Source organism: Xanthomonas sp. 4461 (genome assembly GCF_024806475.1).
Classification (GTDB): domain Bacteria; phylum Pseudomonadota; class Gammaproteobacteria; order Xanthomonadales; family Xanthomonadaceae; genus Xanthomonas; species Xanthomonas arboricola_F.
In genome coordinates, this window is sequence record NZ_JANTYV010000001.1 from 340,234 (window position 1) to 363,136 (window position 22,903).

At 58.5% G+C, this 22,903-nt stretch carries 21 protein-coding genes and 1 tRNA gene; 8 read left to right on the forward strand and 14 right to left on the reverse strand.

The genetic code is table 11. The annotated features are described in order from the left end of the window. Positions 1 to 76: 76 nt before the first annotated feature. A complete protein-coding gene (uvrB, locus tag FHY19_RS01330; protein WP_259160984.1) occupies positions 77 to 2,098 on the reverse strand; it encodes an excinuclease ABC subunit UvrB in 2,022 nt (673 codons plus the stop codon). A 149-nt stretch (positions 2,099 to 2,247) separates the two neighbouring features. Here uvrB and FHY19_RS01335 point away from each other — a divergent pair, with 149 nt between their 5' ends. The 4 genes from FHY19_RS01335 (at position 2,248) to FHY19_RS01350 (ending at position 4,115) form a co-directional block, all read left to right on the forward strand. After that, on the forward strand, positions 2,248 to 2,784 hold the full coding sequence (locus tag FHY19_RS01335; RefSeq protein ID WP_259160985.1) for a GspH/FimT family pseudopilin: 537 nt from the start codon (positions 2,248 to 2,250) through the stop codon (positions 2,782 to 2,784). Positions 2,785 to 2,839: 55 nt separating this feature from the next. Then, a tRNA-Asn gene (locus FHY19_RS01340) sits at positions 2,840 to 2,916 on the forward strand. 238 nt (positions 2,917 to 3,154) lie between these two features. Beyond that, the gene (locus FHY19_RS01345) at positions 3,155 to 3,277 is read left to right on the forward strand and encodes a transposase (protein WP_259160988.1); all 123 of its coding nucleotides are present in this window, start codon (positions 3,155 to 3,157) and stop codon (positions 3,275 to 3,277) included. A 568-nt stretch (positions 3,278 to 3,845) separates the two neighbouring features. Further along, positions 3,846 to 4,115, forward strand: a complete 270-nt coding sequence (locus tag FHY19_RS01350; protein WP_259160989.1) for a hypothetical protein — start codon at positions 3,846 to 3,848, stop codon at positions 4,113 to 4,115. A gap of 264 nt (positions 4,116 to 4,379) precedes the next feature. Here the strand turns inward: FHY19_RS01350 and FHY19_RS01355 are convergent, their stop codons facing one another. From FHY19_RS01355 to FHY19_RS01380, 6 genes are all read right to left on the reverse strand, one after another. Further along, the gene (locus FHY19_RS01355; protein ID WP_326521099.1) at positions 4,380 to 4,820 is read right to left on the reverse strand and encodes a type IV pilin protein; all 441 of its coding nucleotides are present in this window, start codon (positions 4,818 to 4,820) and stop codon (positions 4,380 to 4,382) included. 3 nt (positions 4,821 to 4,823) lie between these two features. Beyond that, positions 4,824 to 8,624, reverse strand: a complete 3,801-nt coding sequence (locus tag FHY19_RS01360) for a PilC/PilY family type IV pilus protein (RefSeq protein ID WP_259160991.1) — start codon at positions 8,622 to 8,624, stop codon at positions 4,824 to 4,826. A gap of 11 nt (positions 8,625 to 8,635) precedes the next feature. After that, positions 8,636 to 9,169: a PilX N-terminal domain-containing pilus assembly protein gene (locus tag FHY19_RS01365; RefSeq protein ID WP_259160993.1), complete on the reverse strand. Its 534-nt coding sequence runs from the start codon at positions 9,167 to 9,169 to the stop codon at positions 8,636 to 8,638. Then, positions 9,166 to 10,101, reverse strand: coding sequence for a PilW family protein (locus tag FHY19_RS01370; protein ID WP_259160994.1), 936 nt, complete (start codon positions 10,099 to 10,101; stop codon positions 9,166 to 9,168). Before FHY19_RS01370 ends, FHY19_RS01365 begins: the two co-directional genes overlap by 4 nt. Positions 10,102 to 10,166: 65 nt before the next feature. After that, a complete protein-coding gene (gene pilV / locus FHY19_RS01375; protein ID WP_259160996.1) occupies positions 10,167 to 10,649 on the reverse strand; it encodes a type IV pilus modification protein PilV in 483 nt (160 codons plus the stop codon). A gap of 40 nt (positions 10,650 to 10,689) precedes the next feature. Continuing rightward, positions 10,690 to 11,157, reverse strand: a complete 468-nt coding sequence (locus FHY19_RS01380) for a GspH/FimT family pseudopilin (protein WP_326521113.1) — start codon at positions 11,155 to 11,157, stop codon at positions 10,690 to 10,692. A gap of 220 nt (positions 11,158 to 11,377) precedes the next feature. Here FHY19_RS01380 and FHY19_RS01385 point away from each other — a divergent pair, with 220 nt between their 5' ends. Further along, positions 11,378 to 12,442: a histidine kinase gene (locus tag FHY19_RS01385; RefSeq protein WP_259160997.1), complete on the forward strand. Its 1,065-nt coding sequence runs from the start codon at positions 11,378 to 11,380 to the stop codon at positions 12,440 to 12,442. Here the strand turns inward: FHY19_RS01385 and ppnN are convergent. The 5 genes from ppnN to grxD form a co-directional block, all read right to left on the reverse strand. Then, a complete protein-coding gene (ppnN, locus tag FHY19_RS01390) occupies positions 12,439 to 13,824 on the reverse strand; it encodes a nucleotide 5'-monophosphate nucleosidase PpnN (protein WP_259150999.1) in 1,386 nt (461 codons plus the stop codon). The genes FHY19_RS01385 and ppnN overlap by 4 nt on opposite strands. Before the next feature lie 103 nt (positions 13,825 to 13,927). Continuing rightward, complete coding sequence (locus FHY19_RS01395; RefSeq protein WP_259160999.1) at positions 13,928 to 17,185, reverse strand: carboxypeptidase regulatory-like domain-containing protein; 3,258 nt, start codon at positions 17,183 to 17,185, stop codon at positions 13,928 to 13,930. A gap of 369 nt (positions 17,186 to 17,554) precedes the next feature. After that, positions 17,555 to 18,154: a YhgN family NAAT transporter gene (locus FHY19_RS01400; protein WP_046963961.1), complete on the reverse strand. Its 600-nt coding sequence runs from the start codon at positions 18,152 to 18,154 to the stop codon at positions 17,555 to 17,557. Continuing rightward, on the reverse strand, positions 18,151 to 18,894 hold the full coding sequence (locus tag FHY19_RS01405; RefSeq protein WP_259161001.1) for an SDR family NAD(P)-dependent oxidoreductase: 744 nt from the start codon (positions 18,892 to 18,894) through the stop codon (positions 18,151 to 18,153). The genes FHY19_RS01400 and FHY19_RS01405 overlap by 4 nt, the downstream gene beginning before the upstream one ends. Further along, positions 18,891 to 19,211, reverse strand: coding sequence for a Grx4 family monothiol glutaredoxin (grxD, locus tag FHY19_RS01410; protein ID WP_039420602.1), 321 nt, complete (start codon positions 19,209 to 19,211; stop codon positions 18,891 to 18,893). The genes FHY19_RS01405 and grxD overlap by 4 nt, the downstream gene beginning before the upstream one ends. Positions 19,212 to 19,331: 120 nt before the next feature. On the opposite strand from grxD, the gene FHY19_RS01415 reads away from it, so the two are divergent. After that, the gene (locus FHY19_RS01415) at positions 19,332 to 19,910 is read left to right on the forward strand and encodes a Fe-Mn family superoxide dismutase (protein WP_259151004.1); all 579 of its coding nucleotides are present in this window, start codon (positions 19,332 to 19,334) and stop codon (positions 19,908 to 19,910) included. 124 nt (positions 19,911 to 20,034) lie between these two features. Here FHY19_RS01415 and FHY19_RS01420 read toward each other — a convergent pair whose 3' ends face one another. Then, a complete protein-coding gene (locus FHY19_RS01420) occupies positions 20,035 to 21,180 on the reverse strand; it encodes a 5-(carboxyamino)imidazole ribonucleotide synthase (protein WP_259161005.1) in 1,146 nt (381 codons plus the stop codon). Further along, a complete protein-coding gene (purE, locus tag FHY19_RS01425; protein WP_259151007.1) occupies positions 21,177 to 21,680 on the reverse strand; it encodes a 5-(carboxyamino)imidazole ribonucleotide mutase in 504 nt (167 codons plus the stop codon). Before purE ends, FHY19_RS01420 begins: the two co-directional genes overlap by 4 nt. Before the next feature lie 58 nt (positions 21,681 to 21,738). On the opposite strand from purE, the gene FHY19_RS01430 reads away from it, so the two are divergent. After that, positions 21,739 to 22,008, forward strand: a complete 270-nt coding sequence (locus FHY19_RS01430; RefSeq protein WP_046963956.1) for a Trm112 family protein — start codon at positions 21,739 to 21,741, stop codon at positions 22,006 to 22,008. After that, on the forward strand, positions 22,005 to 22,886 hold the full coding sequence (gene nadC / locus FHY19_RS01435; RefSeq protein WP_259161008.1) for a carboxylating nicotinate-nucleotide diphosphorylase: 882 nt from the start codon (positions 22,005 to 22,007) through the stop codon (positions 22,884 to 22,886). The genes FHY19_RS01430 and nadC overlap by 4 nt, the downstream gene beginning before the upstream one ends. Positions 22,887 to 22,903: the final 17 nt, after the last annotated feature.

Below are 22,903 nucleotides of genomic sequence, written 5' to 3' on the forward strand. Positions count from 1 at the left end.
CGCTGTGCAGGGCGCGCATTCTAGCGCAGGGTTTTGCCAATCACAAGCCCTCCCGCGCTTCGTGCGCCACTTCGCCCTACCCCAGGCTTGCGGCCTTCAACTTCTGGATCTGGTCGCGAATCTGCGCCGCTGCCTCGAACTCCAGATCCTTGGCATGCTGATACATCTTCTGCTCCAGGCTCTTGAGCTTGCCGGCAATTTCAGCGGGCTTCATGGCGCGATAATCGGGGGTGTCTTCGGCGACCTGGCGCGACTTCGAGCGCCCCTTGCCCGCCTTCTTCTCGGCCGCATCCTCGCGCGCACCTTCCATGATGTCGGAGATCGGACGCGCCACCGACTTGGGGGTGATGCCGTGCTCAAGGTTGTACTCCACCTGTTTCTCGCGACGGCGGTCGGTTTCGTCGATCGCGGCCTGCATCGAACGCGTCATCTTGTCGGCATACAGGATCGCCTTGCCGCGCAGATTGCGTGCGGCGCGGCCGATGGTCTGGATCAACGAGCCGGTTGAACGCAGGAAACCTTCTTTGTCCGCATCCAGGATCGCCACCAACGACACTTCCGGCATGTCCAGACCCTCGCGAAGCAGGTTGATGCCAACCAGCACATCGAACTTGCCCAGGCGCAGATCGCGGATGATCTCCACACGCTCGACCGTGTCGATATCAGAGTGCAGATAGCGCACGCGAATGCCATGCTCACCGAGGTACTCGGTCAGGTTCTCGGCCATGCGCTTGGTCAGCGTCGTGACCAGCACGCGGTCGCCGAGCTTGATGCGCTCGTGCACCTCAGACATCAAGTCGTCGACCTGGGTACCGACCGGGCGAATCTCCACGACCGGATCGATTAGCCCCGTGGGACGCACCACCAGTTCGGTGATTTCGCCGGCAGACTCGCGCAATTCATAAGGCCCCGGCGTTGCGGAGACATAGATGCTGCGCGGCGAACGCGCCTCCCACTCCTCGAAGCGCAGCGGCCGGTTGTCCAGCGCCGACGGCAGCCGGAAACCGAACTCCACCAACGTTTCCTTGCGTGAGCGGTCGCCTTTGTACATCGCACCGATTTGCGGAATGGTCACGTGCGACTCATCGATGACCAGCAGCGCATCCGGCGGCAGGTAGTCGAACAGCGTCGGCGGCGGCTCGCCGGGCGCTTTGCCGGTGAGATGCCGCGAATAGTTTTCGATACCGTTGCAGAAGCCCACTTCGGCCATCATCTCCAGATCGAACTGGGTGCGCTGCGCCAGACGCTGCGCCTCGACCAATTTGTTCTGCGAATACAACTGCTCCAGCCGATCTTTCAGCTCTTCCTTGATCGTATCCACCGCGCTGAGCGTACGCTCGCGCGTGGTGGCGTAATGGGTCTTGGGATACACGGTGTACCGCTGCAGCTTGCGCAGGGTTTCGCCGGTCAACGGGTCGAACAAGGTCAGCTGCTCGACGTCGCCATCGAACAACTCGATCCGCAACGCCTCGGTATCCGACTCGGCCGGAAACACGTCCACCACCTCGCCGCGCACCCGGAATGCGCCGCGTGTGAGCTCGAACTCATTGCGGGTGTACTGCAGATCGGTCAGATGGCGGATCAACTGGCGTTGATCGATGTGCTCGCCCACCGACAGGATCAGGCGCAGCGAAAGATAGTCCTCCGGCGCACCGAGACCATAGATCGCCGACACCGTCGCAACCACCAGCGAATCGCGCCGCGACAACAAGGTCTTGGTCGCCGAAAGGCGCATCTGCTCGATGTGTTCGTTGATCGAACTGTCCTTCTCGATGAAGGTGTCCGAGGACGGCACGTAGGCTTCGGGCTGGTAGTAGTCGTAATAGCTGACGAAGTACTCGACCGCGTTGTTCGGGAAGAACGACTTGAACTCGCCGTACAACTGGGCCGCCAGCGTCTTGTTGGGCGCCATCACCAGGGTCGGCTTTTGCACCTGCTGCACGACATTGGCGATGGTGTAGGTCTTACCCGAGCCGGTCACCCCCAGCAGGGTCTGCTTGGCCAGGCCGGCCTCGAAGTTGGCCACCAGCTTGTCGATGGCCGCTGGCTGGTCACCAGCTGGGGAATACGGGGATACGAGCTGAAAACGGTCGGTCATGCAGCGGTGCCCTCAATCGGCCGGTCAGTATACCGACGGCAGATGATGGCAATGTTTGTGGTTTTCCTACGGTCTATTCGGAAGCATGCTGATGGCCTTTAAGGATCAGGCGTTAGACGCTTAAGCTCCCGCAAGGTGGTGCAGCTGCCATGGACAGGAACCATCATCAGCAAGCAGGCTTCACGTTGACAGAGAGCACTATCACAACCGCAGTACTCGCCATCCTTCTAGCAGTTGCCTGGCCGTCTTTGTCGGAGCTACGTCAAGCGCAACAGGTACGCGCCCTTATGTTTGAAATCTCTGCCCACCTGGCAATGACCCGATCGGCCGCAATTTCGCGTGGAAGCGCCGTGGCAATGTGTCCAAGCGCTTCCTACGACAGCTGCGATGACAACAACGATTGGACGAAAGGCTGGTTGATATACGCCGATCCTGACGGCAATCGGAAGCCTGACAGCACTCACCTTATCATCGGCGTGCGTACGTCAAGTGCTGCTTCCAGGCTCAGCATTCACACCTCGTCAGGACGTGAACAGGCCCGCTACAATTCGCTGGGCAGAACAGCCGGAAGCAATCTAACGTTCCACATCTGTAGCCGCGGGCTTCTGAAGGGCCAGGTGATCGTCAATGCCGCAGGCAGACAGCGATCCAGATTGCTCACAGCCCAGCAGCAGTGCCCCTTCTGAAATTTTTTCAAAGGGGTTGCGTACGCGGCGGCTGGTCCCTATAATTTGCCTCCCCGCCCGAATAGCTCAGCCGGTTAGAGCACTTGACTGTTAATCAGGGGGTCGTTGGTTCGAGTCCAACTTCGGGCGCCAAAAACATCAAGGACTTGCGAGTTTCGCAAGTCCTTTTCTGTCGTTAGTCGAGAAAAAGCAGGCCGCGCGCGCTTCGGCCTTGCGCAACATTGACTTGGCCATAGCCAGCGGTCTTCAGGCAACCCAATCATCGGGAAGACGTGTCCAGGAGCAGCTCTCCAGTGACCTCATTCCTATGATTTAGACCAGCCAGAACGAGAAAATTCGGCGGCACTCAGGCCCCGGGAGGCCCGCCGCCATGAAGAAATCGAAGTTCACCGAAGAGCAGACCGCATTCGCCCTGAAGCAGACTGATATCGGCACGACGGACGAGGAGATTTGCCGCCAGATTGGCGCCAGCCGGGCTACGTTCTACGCGTAGCGCAAGAATTTCGGGGATCGGCGTTGCCGGCCTGCGTCGACTACGCCACTTTGAGGAAGAGAGCTGCAAGCTCAAGCAGCTAGTCGGCGATCTAAACCTGGGCAAGGTGATGTTGCAGGACGTGTGGTCGACAAAGCTCTGATGCCACGCAGTGCAAGACGCTTGTGGGCCATCTGCGATCGGTATCAGGCTGGACTCGACGGGCTTGCGCGGTCGTCAAGCAAAGTCGATTGGCGTGGTATTACTAGCCTTTTGACAACGGTGATGCGCCACTGCTTCGAAAGATAGTAGAGATCGCGCCCGTACGGGTCCGCCATGGTTTATGGCGATCCCACGTGCAATTGCAGAGAGAAGGCCGGAAATGCAACCACACGTGTCTGTCTCGGCCGTACTGCCAAGCAAGCCTCAACCTGCGGCACAACCCTCCGCGCAGATACAAGGCCGCAGCACATCGCATGGAGCGGACTGAACTGACCGCCCCTAACCAAGTTTGAAGCATGGACTTCGTTGCCGACGCTTGCTCCACTGCCGCCGCTTCCGGGCAGTGAACATCTCGGACAACTTCACCATGGAAAGCCTGACCATCGAAGCGAATCAGAACCTCGAGGGCGCAGACCTGGTGATGACAGCGATGCAATTCCCACGTCCTCAATGCCCTCCCCTTGCGGCGCATTCAGAGGGCAACGAATTCATCTCGATGGTGGTGGATTTCTGGGCCCACGACAACGACGTGAGCATGGCGTATTCACCGCCGGACAGACCGGCACACCGCTCGTCGAATCGCCCCACGGCAGCTACCTCGATCGGCGATGTCCCGCAGGCCAAGTTCGCCACCTAATTCGCCTCCCACCCCGGAGCCGAACTGTTCAGCTCTGCGGAGGCATGCCTAGCGCGGAGAGAAGGTCACTGCTTGACCACTGCCTGCAGATATCACACAACAGCTTGGGACCACGCCCGCTAAGTTCTATATTTCAAAAAGTCGACATATGAAACTCAACTGCCGCCAAGAAAAGCTGTCAATTCGCAAATCCCATCTCCTTCTTCAAAAACCTTAAAACACACCAAAAAATCAAACAACCAACTTACTACCGCAACTTAAAGATCACCAGCATTCCGCAGCCGAAGCCGCAGTACCAGACGCGCCTCGCTCGCCCTTCTGGTTAAGAGACAGCGTGCCGCATTTGGGATCCTTCTGCGAGGTAGACGGAGTTGCTGTCAGCACAAACGCCTTAGCCGTAGGCGTCGATTCAAATGCTATTGCATAAGAGTTGATGATCCCGTCGCAAGCTGCAGGCGCAGGTGCATCGACGTAGGTCAACTTGGTCGTGTAATAACGCTCCATGAGCTGTGCTCGCTCCTGCAAGCAAACTGTAGCTGCGGATCTACGCGTTTTGATTACGTAGGCGTTATAGCTGGGGAACGCAATCGCTGACAGAATCGCAATGACAGCCACAACAACCATGACCTCCATCAGCGTGAACCCATAAAGGCGAGATCGCATATGGGACATACGTCGATAATGAAACACACTTGATCTGCACATCGATCAGTCTCCTCGCTTGACTTCGCGCCAAGACACACGCCCGACGTTACGATTTTCCGGGATACCCACGCTCGCATTATTGCCTGATGAACCACCCAAGACTGCCCGCCCGCGGAGCAAGTTCGCCAATGTCGGCATCCCCACCCCCAAATCCACCGATCCAACTGGAATGTCTCGACCGTCACTCGTCAATTTTTCGTCTGTAAAGCTACCATCACCATCCAAGTCGAAGAACGAAGAATTGCTACTGGTACCGGTAAAGGCGTCCAAAGCATTCAAGTAGCCACGTCCATCTGCCTGACAAGCACTAGCAGTGGGAATAACGCTGGAAGTTACTAGAACATCGCCTAGCAATTGGGCATCACTCACGATACGTTCGCCTTCTGCCGTGCCTGGCTGTGGCGGTGCCACAAGATCGACGTACCAGCCCTTTGATGTAGCAGGCAAAGGAGAATTCGCCTCAAAGGAGCGAACCGGCCTGCCACCCAGCGTACCGGCAACAACAGTAGTGCGACGCGTAAGATTCGCTGACGCGCCGCTTCGAACGATTGCTGTACCATCATCGACAAAGCCATACATGCTTTGAACATCCATATTTGTCAAGTCGCCAGTTGTCATCAACCGGCCAGTACCAAAGAATACCCATGTCTTGAAGGTCGTAGGATTCAGGGCAACTGTCAATCCACCAGTAATGGGCTGGCGCACTGGCGTAGCTCCTCCGGTATAAGTAGCCGCAAAAATGGGGCGACCGCTATTTGCTAAACCCCATGTTGTAGCGGTTGCTGACGAGACATCGAATTTCCAGAGATTACCAAGTAAGTCACCAGCGTAAACAGCATCCACAGTCCCGTTGCCATCAGAATCCCAACCAACAGAAGTAGACAATCCGTTCGAATCAGCACTATCCGTGACAGGTGAACCAACGCCTGTGTCGATCTTCCTAATTAACGCTCCGGTATCAAGATTATAAATCAACAGAACAGCACGACCATTTGTGCTATTGACTCCATTGCTGACAATCAACGCGGTCTCCCCGGTGTTAAGCTTTGCTATAACAGGCTTGGACTGTACCAAACCCATATCGCCGCCTTGTTCCGTCACCTCCCATTTGAAGTCACTCACGCCAAAAGTGGTCGGATTGGTTACGTCCAGCGCAAATAGACCTTTGCCGCCCTTCCCAAGAGTGCCAACCAAGGTGTTTTTACCCGGAGTCTGGGTCCGCGTAGACACGACAACTGGACCATCTACAGAATACCTGTGCGTATAATCTGGACGACTCAAAGAATTCAGACCGCTCCAGCTGACTCCATTTGGAAGATAGGCAAACAACTCGGCACCATTCGCGGCATTTATCGCATGCAGCATGCCGTCGTTAGATCCCACGTAAAGACTATTCGTTTCTGGAACATACGCAGGAGACGAGCTGACGATATCTCCTAGAATGCGACTACGGTTACGTAATGTACCGCCATTTTGAATTTCAAGCGTCCGCGTTCCGGCGATATATGCAGCATTATCCTCACCACTCACGGGATAATTACTTGCCCCAACCCGAGCCAGCGACGCAATTTGCGCCGCTGTCGCCGATGCCGGAAAAGCCAATCCTCTGGCTCCATCGGAAGTAAAGACTTTACGATTAACAGTGGGAATTTGTTCAGACGCTCTCCAACTCGCGGTCGTCGACACTCCATCAGCCGCAGTGACTGCATAAGAAGTCACTTCCCCCGTCCATACTCCTGAAACGTAGGTCGCCTGATAGACCCGGGTTCCTGTGGTGAGCGATGTTGAATTTGCAGATACATTTGAAAATGAACCAGTTCGCTCAGTAACCGAGGACAATGCTGCACGCAAACCGCTTGTTACCTGGCCCGGATTACTTGCTGCAACAAATCGGCCTCGACCGTTGACCGAAGCATGCCACAGATCATCGATCGTAGTGATGTTATCCGCGACCGGGCTCGGCCACGCCTTGGTTCCCGCAGTGATTGCCGGTAGATCTGATGCTGGATCCAATGTTCCTCTGAGACCAATCGATAGACCGAAAGTCACCATGTGCTGCCAGAATGCAGGGTCGGCTCCCGTTGTCGGCACAATATTTGGCATATCTGCACGAAGATCATTTTTCCAATAGCGCATGGCGACGTCCGCCAAAGTATTGGAAAGCCCATCACTGTAAGGCCGCGAAGCTGTATAGGTGTAAGAAGAGTTGTCCGGCCTTAAAATTGCGCTGCCATTGGAGCCATCCTGATTACCTCCGGAGCTGAAACCGCTATCGCTATTCCAGTAGCCATCCGTAGTCAAGATAGTGAAATTTTGCCTGCACTGAAGCTGATTGGAACCAGCTTCAGGCCCATACGGCCCCGAAGCATTTGTCTGCGAAAAATATTCACCAGCGTTCGTGAGAGCGCTACGTAGCGGCGTACCGTTTGACGCTATTGTCGAATAAAGTCTCCGATACCATTCAGCTCGGTTGTTATTCGTGCCGGATACGCCATTGGGGTCATCGAATAAACCCTGATTATACGAAACGGGAATCGGGACAGTCTGAGTAGGTATGTTGGCATTAGTACTTGCCCCGTTACGCCCCCAGATAGTGCGATAACCAACACGAACATCGGTCCCAAGCTCACTAAAAGCGGTGCCGGCAGCAGCCTTTGCTGCTTTCGTACGGGTACGATAGTAAGAATACCATGCAGCAAAGTTGGTTCTTTCTTCGGCATCGGTCCTGGACCTTGAATTGCCTTGGCTATCTACGATGACCGGAGTCGAATAAGTGCAATTCCTCCATCCCCAGCCAGAGGTGCTCGTATCGCAGCCGGCATTGGAGACGCCATTGCTATTCAAAATGTCATAGCTGTAACTTAGTGTAACACCCGAATAAGCACTACCACCATACACCCGGATATTGTAAACACCTGCCGCCGGAGATGAGAAGTTGCACGCCTCTGAATTTCCACTCGAGGTCTGGGCACAATCAAACTGCGCCAAAGTTGGCGGGGCGTTCAATCTGACGTAAAGATCAGCACAACGCGCATTTCTACAATTGGCAGAGCTTGCGGTCTGAATTGATAAATTCGAAGCTCCTGCCGGCAAATTTATTGAGTAATTTGCACTAAACACTCCAGCAGCGCCTGACAGTCCAGATGCAATCGTTCCGCTATCGCTTCTCGATACACCTTGCAGGCGCTCACTACGGACCACCTGCCCGCCAGTAAGAATTTGATACCTGTAGTATTGAGTAGCATCAGAATAATTGGAAATATCGCCTTTAGGAAAGTAGAAAGTCCTTACAGCGCTGGAAAGATTCACAGTAGCACTCGTGGTATTTGCGAACGAGCTCTGCACGTTGACATTATCAGAGTAGGCCGCGGTGTAACTCAACCCTCCCACGAGCGGCGTGCCTGTTGAATCCAGCCAGGCGTTGTATGATACATTAGGGTTGTAATAGAGCGTATTTGTCACATAATTGAGATCATAGAAAGCTGCCAAATCGACACTATCTGACCCGTAGTCGTTGTCCGCGGTTCTATTGTCACCAGTAGGAATACTGGTAATGCCGCCACCAGAGATACTGGAAACATCAGGGTTGTACATATACCTCCATTGCATGGAGCCCGAATCATCCAGAATAAATAGAATATTCGGAGGCACACGACTGGAGGTAGTCAAGGGATCGGAAGGCAATGTGATGCCGGCATTGACGGGTATTGCCAACAGAGTCGCAAAGTAAGCACACAGCACAGGAGTTGCACGAGCGAATAAACGTCGGTGCCAGGAATTATTTTTGGTTTGCGGCGTACGCATGGCAAACGTCCTCAGCGAACTAGATAATTGGTCTGTAGCAGGACGCTGGCGCGGTCCGCCTCTTCTGCTAGCGCAGTGATTCGATAGCGCGGAGTAAGACATTGCGCATCGATTGGCACTTTGCGATCGCACGCCGGCCATGTAGGCGCCTCCCCCATATACTCGATGAAATATTTAGCCCTGGGGAGAGGTGCTTTATCAGAAATATCATTGGTCGCATTAAGCCAACCGGCAAAACTGTTATTCAGCCAGCGATCTGATTCAGTTGCGACTGGTGTACTGCAGACACCCGCAGTGCATCCACTGCTCGGAACTGCAGAAGCGAGAGTTGCCTGCGCGAGCAACTCACCCTGACGCAGGGCAGATTCGGCTGCCTGAAAGCCGAGACTTCGATCATACAAGTTAGCGGCCATGCGCTCTTCGAGAGTAGTGTTCCGCAAGACAGTCAAACCAAGAAGCGTCATAACCAAAAGCAAAATCAGCACTACAATCAAAGATGCGCCACGCTGCCCTGAAGCATTTGGCAAATGGGTTAGCTCACTCATGGGTTGCGGTTCCGCAGGCTTGCGACGTGGACCAATTGACGTTCAATCACTGCAGACCCCACTCCGACGCTATCGGTACCGACAAGACTGAGGCTCATACGAGCTGCGATAACATCCGCCCAACGGGTTCCAACCGCAGATGCATTGACGTAGCTATTACTACCTTTCACTAGATAGAGCACACTGAGATTCTTGACACCCTCAGCCACCTCTTGAGTTGTTACAGTGCCATTGGCAGTGGCCACCTGCTGGTATAAGGATGGACCATTAGTGCCGTTACCGATATACCAGCGAGTTGCATGCAAACGGACCAGGACCGAACCAGAGGCCGCGTAATTGAAGACCGTTCCTGTGGCACAGCTCATAGGTACTCCTAGACCCAACGTACAGTTTCCCGGCGTTCCAGCTCGTGCATGGAAAATGTCTTGACCGCTAACCGATGACACTTGGAAAATGGACGCCTGACGTGAATTGCAAGCAACCGCCAAGTCGCCTGCATTCAAACCGTGACTGGCAGTATTCACTGTAAATTTCGCAGTCGCAGTGTCATGCAGACTGATGGTCGCCGCATTCTCATCAGCTGCAAACAATTGCAGCACTTCGGTACCTGCAAGGCGCTGCCCATTACTTCCACCAACAGTCAGATCCGCAGCGTTGTCTGTCGCCCCATATCCGCGAAAAGCATCGCCCCACTGATTCAGGTTGCTCCACCACTTGGAAGAAGAACTCTCAAGGACATTCGCTATAGGCAGGTTATTGACACAGGGATTTCCGGCAGCTTCACGCACGTCTCTTGCCATCAACTCAAAAGCGTTACGCACCCCTTCTTGCATTCTCCCAAGGCCCTCGGTAGCTCGATATGTCTGGCGATTGGAGGCAAAAATGCCAACGGCAGCCCCTACCACTAGCAGACCAAGCAGCAGCGCTATCATGAGCTCAACCATTGTGAAGCCGCTGCTTTTAGTACGGCTACCACGCTCCCTCCTACGCATTGCGCTCATAACTGCACCGTAGTCATAAATTCCTGGGCAGAATTGCCTGCCTCTTTTTTGCTGCCAGCCGCGTTAACTGCTCTGCTGTCATCCCACTTTAATCCGATATCACAAATTCCGCTTTGGCAATCTATGCTGCCGCAGGCGCTCGCGTCATCCATTGCAACTCCTAAACTTCCCTTCCAGGCCCTTAACCACGCGGCTTTGTCGGTTTCTGCAAGTGAAGCACCGGTCGGCGCAGCACAAAGATAGCCAGACGTGTTATACCCACCTGCCAAGGCTATATCACGATTGGCGCGCATCGCGTCCAACACCGTATATGCCTGAATCACGGCACCACTTCTTTCCAAAGAGCTCTGACTATTCCGCAATGCTGTAGTCTGCATTGCAGCGATCCCAAGCAAGCCAATTGCCATGACCAGCACTGAAATCATCACCTCTATCAATGTGGCGCCACGCTGCAGCTGCTTAGACAAAGGACGATACATCGGTTTCTCCTGGTGGGCGCTCACGCTGCACCTAATTTAATTAAGGACAACTGCCCGCCTCTCGCTTGACCTCGAGGCGAGAGCCTCCCGCAAGTTGTACCAACCGACGATTCTGTGCGGGCCTTGTCGTATTCATGCACACGACGATCTGTGCAGTCGCGAGCATGCCAGTGCTGGCCTTCGCCAATCCGTCGGAGCCGTAGACGATCGCGCTGACGTTCCCCGTGGCGGTGATACCGGCCTTACCAGAGAAGTCGCGTAGTACCTCGCCACTATTGTCAATTCGAGCGATCCATCGTGTCCATGTGGTACCCGTCAAACAGCTTGAGCCATTTGACGATGGACAGACCGTCACTTTTCTATTCCGTCGAATCGCTTCCGAACGGGCGTACTGTAACGTTCCAATCAGTTCATTGGCCTGCGATGCCAAACGGCTGTCATTAATAAATGTATTGAAGCTGGGGACAGCGATGGCAGCTAGAATTGCCATTACGGCAATTGCCGTCATCAGTTCCACTAATGTAAATCCTCTTTCCCGCAGCACTAACCGCAGTTGCGGGTTCGCAGGAAGCTCACAAGTACTTAGCATGGAGATCCCCATCCCCTAGTCGACCCGCGTACACTAAGCTAGACGGGGTGGAAATCCATAGCTTGTGCCGACAAACGGGCGCATCAGTGATCCAAGCGGCCTGCCTCCCATCCAGCTCCTTCACAGGGCGTCGCCGCCAGTGATCCAAATTCCTGCCTCCAAACCACTGCAAGCTCCCCTCGATGCGCTTTGGCAAGCCCCAGTGATCATTGCAGTCATTTTGGCGGGCGAGTTGCTTGCCGCAACGCTAGCGCTCGCACCCGGCATCGAAAGCGGCCGCTGGGTCTACTTCGGGCTGAGCTCTCTGGTCATTCAATGGATCAGCCTGCCAACTTTGGGAGCACTTTACCTAATACGAACTCCGCTCAGCAGGCTGCGCCCCCAACAAGTCGCTCAGGCTGCGCTAGCGGCCCTTTTGATCGTAACCGGACTGATCTGCTTGTTGATACAGGGCCTGACGCACGATGTGATGCCGATCCCCCGTAACGACTGGATGTCACTTTGGCTACAGTTCACGGGCATCGCACTGGCAATGGGCATTCTAAGCTTGGTCATTTTTCAGAATCACTGGAATGCGCGACAGTTAGCCGTCCGTGCGAAACAGGCAGAGCTTGAGGCCCTCCAGGCGCGCATCCACCCACATTTTCTGTTCAACACACTCAATACCGGAATCGCCCTGCTGCACCAACGGCCAGAGGCTGCAGAACAGCTCCTGCTAGATCTAGCAGATCTCTTCAGGGCTGCGCTTGCCGGCCCACCAGCAATGAAGCTTGCCGAAGAATTGGCACTGACGGAGAGGTACTTGAAGATCGAAGCATTGCGTTTCGGCAAACGATTACGTATCGCCTGGCAGCTACCTTCTCCATTGCCCGATATCGAGGTCCCCACGCTGAGCATTCAGACATTGGCTGAAAATGCAATCCGCCATGGAGTCGAGCCATCCGCTAATGGTGGCGAGGTTCTCGTCAGAGTAGTCACTTATGAGGACAGGATCGAACTATCCGTTACGAACGATGTGCCGAGTACACCACTTGATACGAGTATCGGCCACCGCATCGGCCTAAACGCAGTGCGTAGCCGTCTCGACAGCTTGACTGATGGTAAAGGCAGACTAGACACGGATATCAGCGATGGCCGCCATTTGGCAACCATCGTGATGCCCCTTATCCATCAAAGATCACAAACTCAGGAAAACAACCTCTAAGTCACTACCCGATAGCACGGCCGGTAATCCCCAGAGATCTTCATCCGGCGTTGTTCGACGAAGCCGCGCAGCAGTTCGTCCAGGGCCTGCATGATGTCCGGGTCGCCATGGATCTCGAACGGGCCAAACTCCTCGATGCGGCGCATGCCATCTTCCTTGACGTTGCCGGCAACGATACCGGAGAAGGCACGGCGCAAGTCGGCCGCGAGGGCCGGCGCCGGGCGGCCGTGGTGCAGGTCCAGCGCAGCCATGGCTTCGTGGCTGGGCACGAACGGCTGCTGGTACTCGAGCGGGATATGCACCGACCAGTTGAAGTAATACGAATCCTTCTGGTCCTTGCGGTGCGCGCGCACCTCGTGGATGCCTTCTGCCATACGGCGTGCGACGGCGACCGGGTCGCCGACGATGATCTCGTAACGCGACGCAGCCGCCTCGCCGAGGGTGAGGCGGATGAAGCGGTCGATCTGTTCGAAGTACGGCGCGGCAATGGTCGGGCCGGTCAGGATCAGCGGGAACGGCAGGTCGGCGTTCTCCTCGCGCAGCAGGATGCCGAGCAGGTAGAGGATTTCCTCAGCCGTGCCGACGCCGCCCGGGAACACCAGGATGCCGTGTCCGATGCGGACGAAGGCCTCCAGGCGCTTCTCGATGTCCGGCATGATCACCAGGTGGTTGACGATCGGGTTCGGCGACTCGGCTGCGATGATGCCCGGCTCGGTCACGCCGATGTAGCGCGTGTGGTGCTTGCGCTGCTTGGCATGCGCAATGGTGGCGCCCTTCATCGGGCCCTTCATCGCGCCCGGGCCACAGCCGGTGCAGATATCCAGGCCGCGCAGGCCGAGCTCGTAGCCGACCTGCTTGGTGTACAGATATTCGTCGCGCGAGATGGAATGCCCGCCCCAGCACACGACCAGATTCGGGTCCGACGGCTGCAGGATGCGCGCGTTGCGCAACTGGCCGAAGACGGCGTTGGTGATGCCTTCGCTGGTGTCCAGATCCGCGCGCTGCGCTTCCAGCTCGATCGCCATGTAAGCGAGATCGCGCACGACGGCAAACAGCAACTCGGCGACGCCGCGGATGATCTCGCCGTCAACGAATGCCATTGCCGGCGCGTTGCTCAGGTCGATGCGGATGCCGCGATCCTGCTGATTCACCTGGATGTCGAAATCCGGATACAGGTCGCGCGCGGCGCGCGGGTCGTCCGAGGCGCTGCCACTGGTCAGCACCGCCAGCGCGCAACGGCGCAGCAATTCGTGCATGCCGCCGCTGGATGCATCGCGCAACCGGGCCACTTCCGCCTTGGACAACACGTCCAGACCACCCCGCGGATAGATCCGCGCATCCACCACCGGCAGCGCCCGTGCTGCCGTACTGCTGAGTTCCATAGCTTGCTCCTGTCGTCTGTCGGAGACTTTAGCGTACTCACCCGCACAAAAGAAAACGGCCGGGAGAACCCGGCCGTTTTTGCTGCTTACGTCACCAGCCGCATTAGAACTTGTACTTCAACGTCACCTGCATCGACCAACGCGACACGCCAGTGTTGCCCTTGTCGTTGTTGTTTTCCTGCACCGTAGGCTCGTCGGTGGCGCCTGTAAAGTTGTAGATGTACTTGCCGGTTGCAGGATCGATACCGGCATAGCTCGCCACTCGGGCGGTGGAGTTGAAGCCGTAGTCCTCGATGCGACCCCACTTTTTGTTGAGCAGGTTACCGACGTTCATGATGTCCAGCGCCAACTCGGTCTTGTGGCCTTCGAACAGACCGGGCAGCTCCTGACTGACGTGCAGATCGAAGCTGTTCACCCACTTGGTACGGAACTCGTTCGCAGGCGCAATCTGCCCCTTGTAGGCAGCCAACTCGGGATTTTTTGCCAGCCAATCAAAGAAGCGCTGCTCCATTGCAGCTCCGCCAACCCACCGGACGTCGCCAGGCCCGTTCGGTACGTAGAACAGGTCGTTGAAGTAGCCGGCCCCGGAGGTAGAAGCAGCGTCGCCGTTCAAGTCGTTGTAGTAGATGTAGCTAAACGGACGACCCGAACGACCTTCGTAGAACAACCCCACGCTGGTGTTGTACTTGCCGAAGAACGCCTTCTTCCAATTGATCGAGCCAGTGATGCGATCCTTGATCGCATAACGCGAATCGTAGGCCACGTTTTCATTGGCAGTGCCGATCAGCGTGCTGCCCCAGTTCGAGGTGTTCTGCGAACTGGTCAAAGGACTGACTTCAGTGGACTCTGTGTAGGTGTAGGCAAGCGACCAGCCCCAGGTTTCCGTGAGCGGCTTGTTCAACCCAACCGTGAACTGGGTGCCTTCGCCCTTGTCAGTATTGCGCATGAGCATCACATCGCCCATGTCGCTTGGACGATTGGCCTTGCCGCTTACGACTTGACCACCACCCAGGTTTTGACCGTTCTGTACGGAAGTATTGGTACCAGTCGAAGGGCGGTAACCCGCAGCGTTCCAGTACAACTCACGACCATCCTGACCAATACGGGTCGCAGCCACACCAGCTTGGTTGTACAGATCCAGGCGCTCAAAATAGATCGCGTTATTGACCTTGGTGTACAGCACCTCAGCCGAAGCGACGATGCCATACCAGGGCAACTCATGGTCGAAGGCGAGATTGGTCTTCCACACCGATGGCAGCTTGAGGTCGGGCGCGGCGATATCCACGTTCTGACGAGCACCGGCCCCAGCAGTCGGGATGTACGGCGGATTGGTGTTCGGGGTGAAGATACCGACCGGATTGTTGACCGTGTACTCGGTATAGTTCAGGCCGGTGTTCTGGTACACACCTGCCAGCCATACATTCGGTGCGGCACCGCCAAACAGACCCAGGCCGCCGCGCAGCTGTGTAGGACGATCGCTATCGAACGTGTAGTTGAAGCCGAAGCGCGGCTGCACCAACTTGTCGTCGGGTAGCTGGGTATTGTCGTAGCCATACAGCGACATAATGCGCGGGTTGTACAGGCGCTGATCACTGAAGTCGGGCATGTCGATGCGCACGCCGCCCTGCACGGTCAGATTGCTATTGACCGCCCAGCTATCCTGGATGAACAAACCAGTATTCTTCAGCGTGTACTCGGCCGGAATGTCGTCATAACTACCGCCGGGACGCGGCGCACGCACAATGTACTGGTTAACGCGACCTGCCGCGAAGTCGTTGAGGGTGTTGAACAAGTATGCGCCGTTGAGATTACGGCCGAAGTAGTTGAGCAGATCGTTTTTGGAATAATCGAAGCCAAACTTGACGGTGTGGTCACCGACATACCAAGTCCCGGCACCGAAGGCGCTCAATTCCTTGCTCTCGACCGCATTGATGTGCGAGTTCTGCTCGGTACCGAAATAGAGCGAATTATTCGCAGTCCCGCCAAAACCACGCACCTGAATCTGCGGCAAGGTCGAATTCGGCTCGCGGACCGCAGAGTATTCCTTATGCGAAAGCTTGAATTCGGTTGAGAAGTTCTCGGACCAGTCACTGAACAGTTCGCCCATCCAGGATTCGTAGGTCTTTGGCTGCTGATACCAAAAACTGCTCAGCGAGACAGCACTATTGCTGATCTGCGGGAAGCGGACCACATTTTGCTCAAGCTTGTTGTAACGCACAGCGGCGCGATGATTGTCGCTGATGTTCCAGTCGATCTTCAGCGCATATTCTTCGACTTCGGTCTTATTGGCAGGCTGGTTCAGCGAACCCGCGTCGAAGCCATAACCGGTTGCGATCTGCTGTGCACGGGCGATATCGGCATCGGTGATGCTACCTCTGCCATACGGAGAATCAGTCAAGCTGATACCCGGCGCCGAACGCTCCATCTTTTCGTAGTTGGCAAAGAAGAACAGCTTGTCCTTGACGATCGGCCCACCCAAGGTCATGCCATAGGTCTTTTCATCATCGAAACCATTGAAACGAACGCCTTCCAATTCCTTGCGTACCATATCCTTGTCGCGATACGCGTAGTACACGGTGCCGCCAAAGTTATTGGTACCCGACTTGGTTACCGCATTGATTACTGCGCCGGTACCGCCAGAAATGGTGGTGTCGTAATTGGCGACATCGATATTGATTTCCTGGATGGCATCCATCGACACCGGCTGACGCTCGGTCGGCAGGTTATTGGACTCCAAACCAAAGGGATCGCCTGCACCAATACCGTCGATGCGAATAGCGTTGTAGCGCGTATTTTGACCGCCCACCGAAATTGCGCCATCGGCCTTGCTGACTTGCGAAATACGCGGATCGAGACGGATGTAATCTTGGATGTTGCGATTGACCGACGGCAGCGATTCGATGGTCTCGCGAGACACGTTCGTGCCGGTACCCATCTTGTAAGCGCTAAACAGCTCCGAGCCACCCGCGACAGCCATGACCTGCACGGCTTCGAGATTGGTGGCGGCGATGTCGCCTGCCAAATCCGCATTGACAGTGTTGACCTGATTGAGGTTGAGGTAAACGCCCTCTTCGGTCTTGGTGCCTTCACCCGATTTGGTGATGGTGATGGTGTACGGCCCACCCACACGCAGGCCGCGCGCGTTGTAGCGTCCGCTGGCATCGGTGGTGGCGCGGCTGACGGTACCCGATTCGACGTGGGTGATCGTGACTTCGGCATTCGGCACCGGCTGACCGCCGCTGCTGGTGACCAGGCCAGCGACGCCGGCGGAGGTGCTCTGCGCAAATACGGGAGCGGCGGCGAGTGCGGCAACGAGACCAAGCGTGAGCTTGGACATGCGGAGACAACGGGGGTGGGTCATTTCGGTGGCCTCGATACAGGTTGGGCAGTGACAAAAGCGCAGTCAGCCCAACCGTTCCCGGGGGTGGGCTGCCGATGATCTGGGGTCCCTCGCCGGGCGGCTGGTTGCTGCCGCAACGGTTAACAACAGATTAACACGCTAAGGCCTGATTGTGACGGCGGCGTGACAAAGTTCGCGCACTGCAACATGAACTTCGCATGTGAAGGCGCAACGGCCTTGTTGCGCAAGATCGCAGCGGGAGCGAGACCTGCGTCTCGACTGGGCCAAATTCGGTCGTCAAAAGCCGGCGGGACTGCGGCTGGACCGGGTTTGCGCAAAGGAGCGCGCGTCGCGCCACGGCCAGTGCCGACCCCTGATATGACAGCGCCCTTAAATCGACACCGGCAGCTTGAAGTACGTCCCCAACCCATCCAGGAACATCTGCACGGAAATCGCGACCAGCAGCATGCCCATCAGCCGCTCGATCGCGGTCAGTGCGCGATGACCGAGCAGTTTGTACAGCAACGGGGCCGAGGCCAGGATCGTGGAGGCGCCGATCCAGGCGATCATCAGCGCCAGGCTCCAGTCCCACAGACGCGTAGGTTCGTTACTGCCCATGAGCATGACCGCGGCCATGCCGGACGGTCCGGCCACCAGCGGAATGGCCAGCGGCACGATGAAGGGCTCGCCGTCCGGGATCTCGCCCATCAGGCCTTCCGGGCGCGGGAAGATCATGCGGATACCGATCAGAAACAGCACGATGCCGCCGGCGATCGCCACCGATTCCTGCCGCAGATGCATCAGTTCCAGCGCGTATTTGCCGCCCCACAGAAACGCCATCAACACGATCAGGGCAATCAGCAGCTCGCGCGCGAGCACGAAGCGCTGCCGCTTGGGCGGCAACGGTTTAAGCACGCTGAGAAAGACCGGGATGTTGCCCAGCGGGTCCAGGATCAGGAACAGCAGCAAGGCCGCCGACAGAATGGTCATGCGCAAGGGCTCCAGATCGCACCGCGGTGCGGGGCACCTGCCATGGACAACAAGGTGACACAGGCGGACGCGTAACGGACGGGGTCGGCCGCCTCGCTGTCTTCCTGATGGGTAAAGGCGCGCGCGCGCAATGCGGTGCGCATCGGCCCTGGTTGCAGGCCATGGACGCGCACCGGGCCGGCTGCGGTTTCGTGATGCAGGCTGGCGATCACGCCGAGCTGCGCATGCTGGGCGGCGCCGTAGGCGCCCCAGTAGGCCTGACCGACGCGCACGGCATCGTCGACCACGAAGACCACGGCCGCGTCGTCCTGCTGTCGCATCAGTGGAAGGCAGGCCTGGGTCAACCAGGCGCGTGCGGTGAGATTGACGTGGATGCTGCGTGCGAAGTCCGCAGGTGCCGCAAGTTCGGCCGGCGTCAGCCCGCCGAAATCGGCGGCGCAATGCAGCAGCCCATGGACACCGCCCAATTCGGACTGCAGCCGTTGCGCCAACCCAGCGTAATCATCGGGTGTGGCACCGGCCAGATCGAGCGGGTACAGCAACGGCTCCGGACCCAGCGTTGCCACCGCATCGTAGACGCGCTCCAACGGACGCAGCTTGCGCCCCAGCAGTACCACGGTCGCCCCTGCCGATGCGCATGCCCGTGCGGCGGCGGCGCCCAGCCCACCGGCCGCGCCGGTGATCAGCAGCACCCGCCCGGCCAGCGACTGCGGCGGACCCTGGTCCTGCAACGCACTCACGGCTGATACGCTTCGGTGACGATGCGCTTGAGTTCGCCGGCTTCGAAAAGTTCCAGCGTGATGTCGCAACCGCCGATCAGCTCGCCATGGATGAACAACTGCGGAAAGGTCGGCCAATTGGAATAACGCGGCAGATTGGCGCGGATTTCGGGTTCTTCCAGCACATTGACCGTGCGCAGCTGATCGGCGCCGGCGGCGATCAACGCCTGCACTGCGCGGCTGGAAAACCCGCACATCGGAAACTGCGGGGTGCCTTTCATGAACAGCACGATCGGGTGTTGTTCGACTTCGGCCTGGATCCGTTCCATCACCGGCATTGGACTCTCCTGACTGGGAGCGGCAGGCCCGACCGCCGGGTCGGATAGACTTCCGCAAAGGCGCGCATTGTAAGCCTTCACGCGACCTGCCGCCGGACTCCCTTCGCTGCCTTGCACATCATGCCGATCGAACACGCTGCACTGCCCTACTCCCGCGCCGCTCTGGAGCCGCATCTGTCTTCCGCGACCCTGGAGGCGCACCACGGCGTCTGTCATCGCGGCGAGGTCGAACGGCTCAATACGCGCATCGAAGGCAGCGAATTTGCCGAGCTGACGCTGGAAGAGATCATCGCGCAGGCGCAGGGCACGCTGTTCCATCTGGCCGCGCAGGTGTGGAACCACAATTTCTATTGGCAATGCCTGCGGCCACGCGGTGGCGGCGAGCCGCTCGGCAAGCTGGCCGATGGCATCGGCAGATCGTTCGGCGATTTCGTGCACTTCAAGCAGGAGTTCAATCGCGTCGCCTTGAGCAGCTTCGGCTCGGGCTGGGTCTGGCTGGTACAACGCCCGGACGGCGCATTGGCCGTTGTCGCCACGCCCAATGCGTCCACGCCACTGACCGGGCCGGATACGCCGCTACTGGCATGCGACCTCTGGGAACACGCGTACTACCTGGATTACCAGCAGGACCGTGCCCAGTACCTGGAGGCGTTCTGGAAGCTGATCAACTGGGATTTCGTGGCCAGCCGGCTGAGCTGACACGCGCACCTGGATGCCGATGGACCGCCGACCGGCGGCCCGCGTCAGTGCTCTGCGCCCAAGTGCAGGCAGCCATCGCGCCGCCTCACTGCTGCGTCGCGATGTCTCGGGATCGGCTGACAACTCAGCCTTCGCGCAGGCGCGCAATCACCGGTTCGACTTGCGCAGTGCGCTGCAGTGCCACTCCGGCTGCGACGAGCGCCTCGTCCAGCGCCTGCGGGGTATCGGCACGCAGCGTTGCGTGGCCCACCTTTCGGCCCTCGCGCGACTGCTTGCCGTAGTCGTGCCAATGCCCACCTGGCACTGCCAGAAATGCCGCAGCGTCCGGCATCGCGCCCAGCCAGTTGAGCATGCAGGCATGGCCACGCATCGCGGTGCTGCCAAGTGGCAGGCCGAGCACGGCGCGCAGATGATTTTCGAACTGCGAGGTCTCGGCGCCTTCAATGGTCCAATGCCCGGAGTTGTGCACGCGCGGCGCCATCTCGTTGGCGAGCAACTGGCCATCGCGCACGAACAGTTCCAGCGCGAACACGCCCACGTAGTCCACGCGCTCGGCGATCGCACGCGCATGCGCCTGTGCGGCGGCCTGCAACCCGGCATCTACACGCGCCGGCGCCAGACTGGCCGAGAGCACGCCGTCCACATGCCAGTTCTCGGTCAGCGGCCACGCGCGAAATTCGCCATCGCGCCCACGCACGGCCACCACGCTGACCTCGCGCTCGAACGGCACGAAGGCCTCCACGATCAGCCCGACCTTCGCCGCCTGCGCGCCAAGCGCGTCCCACGCGGCATCGGCATCGGCCAGCGTCTTGATGCGGAACTGGCCCTTGCCGTCGTAGCCGAAGCGGCGCGTCTTGAGCACGCAGGGCGTACCGATACGCGCCAAGGCCGCGTCGAGCCCGGCACGGTCGTCGATGGCGGCAAACTCCGGCACCGGAATGCCGAGCGCGCGGAACAAGGTTTTCTCGCTCAGCCGATCCTGCGCTACCGCCAGGGCATCCGGGCGCGGCAACACCGGCAGCTGCGCGGCAAGTTGCTGTGCGCTGGCGGCAGGCACGTTCTCGAAATCGAAGGTGATTGCATCCACCTGCGCGGCGAATGCCGCGAGCGCGGCAACATCGTCGAACGCGCCCACCTGCAGCGGTGCCACCTGCCCTGCGCAGGCATCGGCCGCCGGGTCGAATACCGCAAACCGCAGCCCAAGCGGAACGCCGGCCAGCACCAGCATGCGCGCCAACTGGCCGCCTCCCAGAATACCGACCGTGGTCATTGGCGCGGGTCGTCGCTGGCCATCACATCGTCGGTCTGCTTGGCACGGAACTGCGCCAGCGCCTGACCGATCTGTACCTGCTCCGGCGCCAGCATCGCGGCCGCAAACAACGCCGCGTTGGCCGCGCCGGCGTTGCCGATCGCAAACGTGGCCACCGGGATGCCGGCCGGCATCTGCACGATCGACAGCAATGAATCCATGCCGTTGAGCGCCTTGGACTGCACCGGCACGCCCAGCACCGGCACCGCCGTCTTGGCCGCCAGCATGCCTGGCAGGTGCGCTGCACCGCCGGCACCGGCAATGATGGCGCGCAAGCCGCGCTCGCCAGCTTGTTCTGCGTAGGTGAACAACACATCCGGGGTACGGTGCGCCGAGACCACCTTGACTTCGTAAGGCACGCCCAGCGCATCGAGCTTCTGAGCTGCGTGTTGCATGGTCTCCCAATCCGAACGGGAGCCCATCACGATGCCGACCAGCGGCGCGGAGTGGTTGGAGGTCATGGCCCTGCCCTGCGGTAAAGACGTATTCTAGCCAATCTCCACGCAAGACAAGACTTCGATGGATCGCAAACTGCTCGACCTGCTGTGCTCGCCCGACACCCGTCAGCCGCTTTCGCTGCTGGACGGCAAGGGCCTGGAAGCGCTCAACACCGCCATCGCCGCCGGAGCCCTGCAGCGCGCCGACGGCACCGCGCAAAGCCAGCCGCTGCGCGAGGCCTTGATCACCCGGGACCGCAAGCAGATCTTCCGCGTCGACGACGGTATTCCGGTGCTGCTGGCCGAAGAAGCCATCGCCACCGCGCAGATCACCGACTTCCCCGAAAAGTGAGTTCTTCCGTGCGTACCGTGCCTGCGGCTCCGCCAGCGGCGTTGGTCGATGCCGATGTGGCGCGCGCGCTGGCCGAAGACATCGGCACTGGCGATGTGACTGCCGCGCTGCTGCCCGATCAAGCCGACAGCGCCTATCTGTTGTGCAAGCAGGACGCGGTGATCGCTGGCCGACCCTGGTTCGATGCCACCCATCGTGCGCTCGACCCACAGGTACGCATCGACTGGCACGTACACGAAGGCCAGCACGTCAGCGCCGGCACGGTGCTGGCCATCCTGCAAGGCCGCAGCCGCAGCCTGGTCAGTGCCGAACGCACGTCGCTTAACTTTCTGCAGACGCTCTCCGCCACCGCCACCGCCACCGCGGCCTATGTGGCGGAAGTGGCAGGCACCGGCGCCCACATCCTGGACACGCGCAAGACGCTGCCGGGCCTGCGCATGGCGCAGAAATACGCGGTGCGCTGCGGTGGCGGCGACAATCACCGCATCGGCCTGTTCGATACGGTGATGCTCAAGGAAAACCATATCCGCGCCGCCGGCTCGCTCGGCGCAGCCGTGCATGCGGCACGTGCGCAGCAACCGCAGTTGCCGCTGGTGGTGGAGGTGGAAACGCTGGCGCAGCTGCGCGAGGCCTTGCAGGTGGGCTGCACGCGCATCCTGATCGACGACTTCGACCCGGCGATGCGTCGCGAGGCGGTGCGCATCGTTGCCGCACTGCCGGTGGATCAGCGCATCCCGCTGGAAGTCTCCGGCAGCGTCGACCTGGCCGGCATCCGCGCAATTGCACAGGACGGCGTGGACTGCATTTCCATCGGCGGGTTGACCAAGCATGTGCAGGCGGTGGATCTGTCGCTCAAACTCGGCCCGCCGCCGCACTGATTTCACGTCTGCGCGCA

Excerpts from the sequence above, each read along its gene's own strand:
- grxD (WP_039420602.1), bottom strand. The coding sequence starts at position 19,211 with ATGCCGGTGATGGAACGGATCCAGGCCGAAGTCGAACAACACCCGATC.
- FHY19_RS01365 (WP_259160993.1), bottom strand. The coding sequence starts at position 9,169 with ATGAGTGAGCTAACCCATTTGCCAAATGCTTCAGGGCAGCGTGGCGCA.
- FHY19_RS01420 (WP_259161005.1), bottom strand. The coding sequence starts at position 21,180 with ATGACCACGGTCGGTATTCTGGGAGGCGGCCAGTTGGCGCGCATGCTG.
- FHY19_RS01380 (WP_326521113.1), bottom strand. The coding sequence starts at position 11,157 with ATGACGGCAATTGCCGTAATGGCAATTCTAGCTGCCATCGCTGTCCCC.
- FHY19_RS01395 (WP_259160999.1), bottom strand. The coding sequence starts at position 17,185 with ATGACCCACCCCCGTTGTCTCCGCATGTCCAAGCTCACGCTTGGTCTC.
- FHY19_RS01345 (WP_259160988.1), top strand. The coding sequence starts at position 3,155 with ATGAAGAAATCGAAGTTCACCGAAGAGCAGACCGCATTCGCCCTGAAG.
- FHY19_RS01400 (WP_046963961.1), bottom strand. The coding sequence starts at position 18,154 with ATGACCATTCTGTCGGCGGCCTTGCTGCTGTTCCTGATCCTGGACCCG.
- FHY19_RS01350 (WP_259160989.1), top strand. The coding sequence starts at position 3,846 with ATGGAAAGCCTGACCATCGAAGCGAATCAGAACCTCGAGGGCGCAGAC.
- purE (WP_259151007.1), bottom strand. The coding sequence starts at position 21,680 with ATGACCTCCAACCACTCCGCGCCGCTGGTCGGCATCGTGATGGGCTCC.
- FHY19_RS01430 (WP_046963956.1), top strand. The coding sequence starts at position 21,739 with ATGGATCGCAAACTGCTCGACCTGCTGTGCTCGCCCGACACCCGTCAG.
- FHY19_RS01360 (WP_259160991.1), bottom strand. The coding sequence starts at position 8,624 with ATGCGTACGCCGCAAACCAAAAATAATTCCTGGCACCGACGTTTATTC.
- FHY19_RS01335 (WP_259160985.1), top strand. The coding sequence starts at position 2,248 with ATGGACAGGAACCATCATCAGCAAGCAGGCTTCACGTTGACAGAGAGC.
- pilV (WP_259160996.1), bottom strand. The coding sequence starts at position 10,649 with ATGTATCGTCCTTTGTCTAAGCAGCTGCAGCGTGGCGCCACATTGATA.
- FHY19_RS01415 (WP_259151004.1), top strand. The coding sequence starts at position 19,332 with ATGCCGATCGAACACGCTGCACTGCCCTACTCCCGCGCCGCTCTGGAG.
- uvrB (WP_259160984.1), bottom strand. The coding sequence starts at position 2,098 with ATGACCGACCGTTTTCAGCTCGTATCCCCGTATTCCCCAGCTGGTGAC.
- ppnN (WP_259150999.1), bottom strand. The coding sequence starts at position 13,824 with ATGGAACTCAGCAGTACGGCAGCACGGGCGCTGCCGGTGGTGGATGCG.
- FHY19_RS01370 (WP_259160994.1), bottom strand. The coding sequence starts at position 10,101 with ATGATAGCGCTGCTGCTTGGTCTGCTAGTGGTAGGGGCTGCCGTTGGC.
- FHY19_RS01355 (WP_326521099.1), bottom strand. The coding sequence starts at position 4,820 with ATGTGCAGATCAAGTGTGTTTCATTATCGACGTATGTCCCATATGCGA.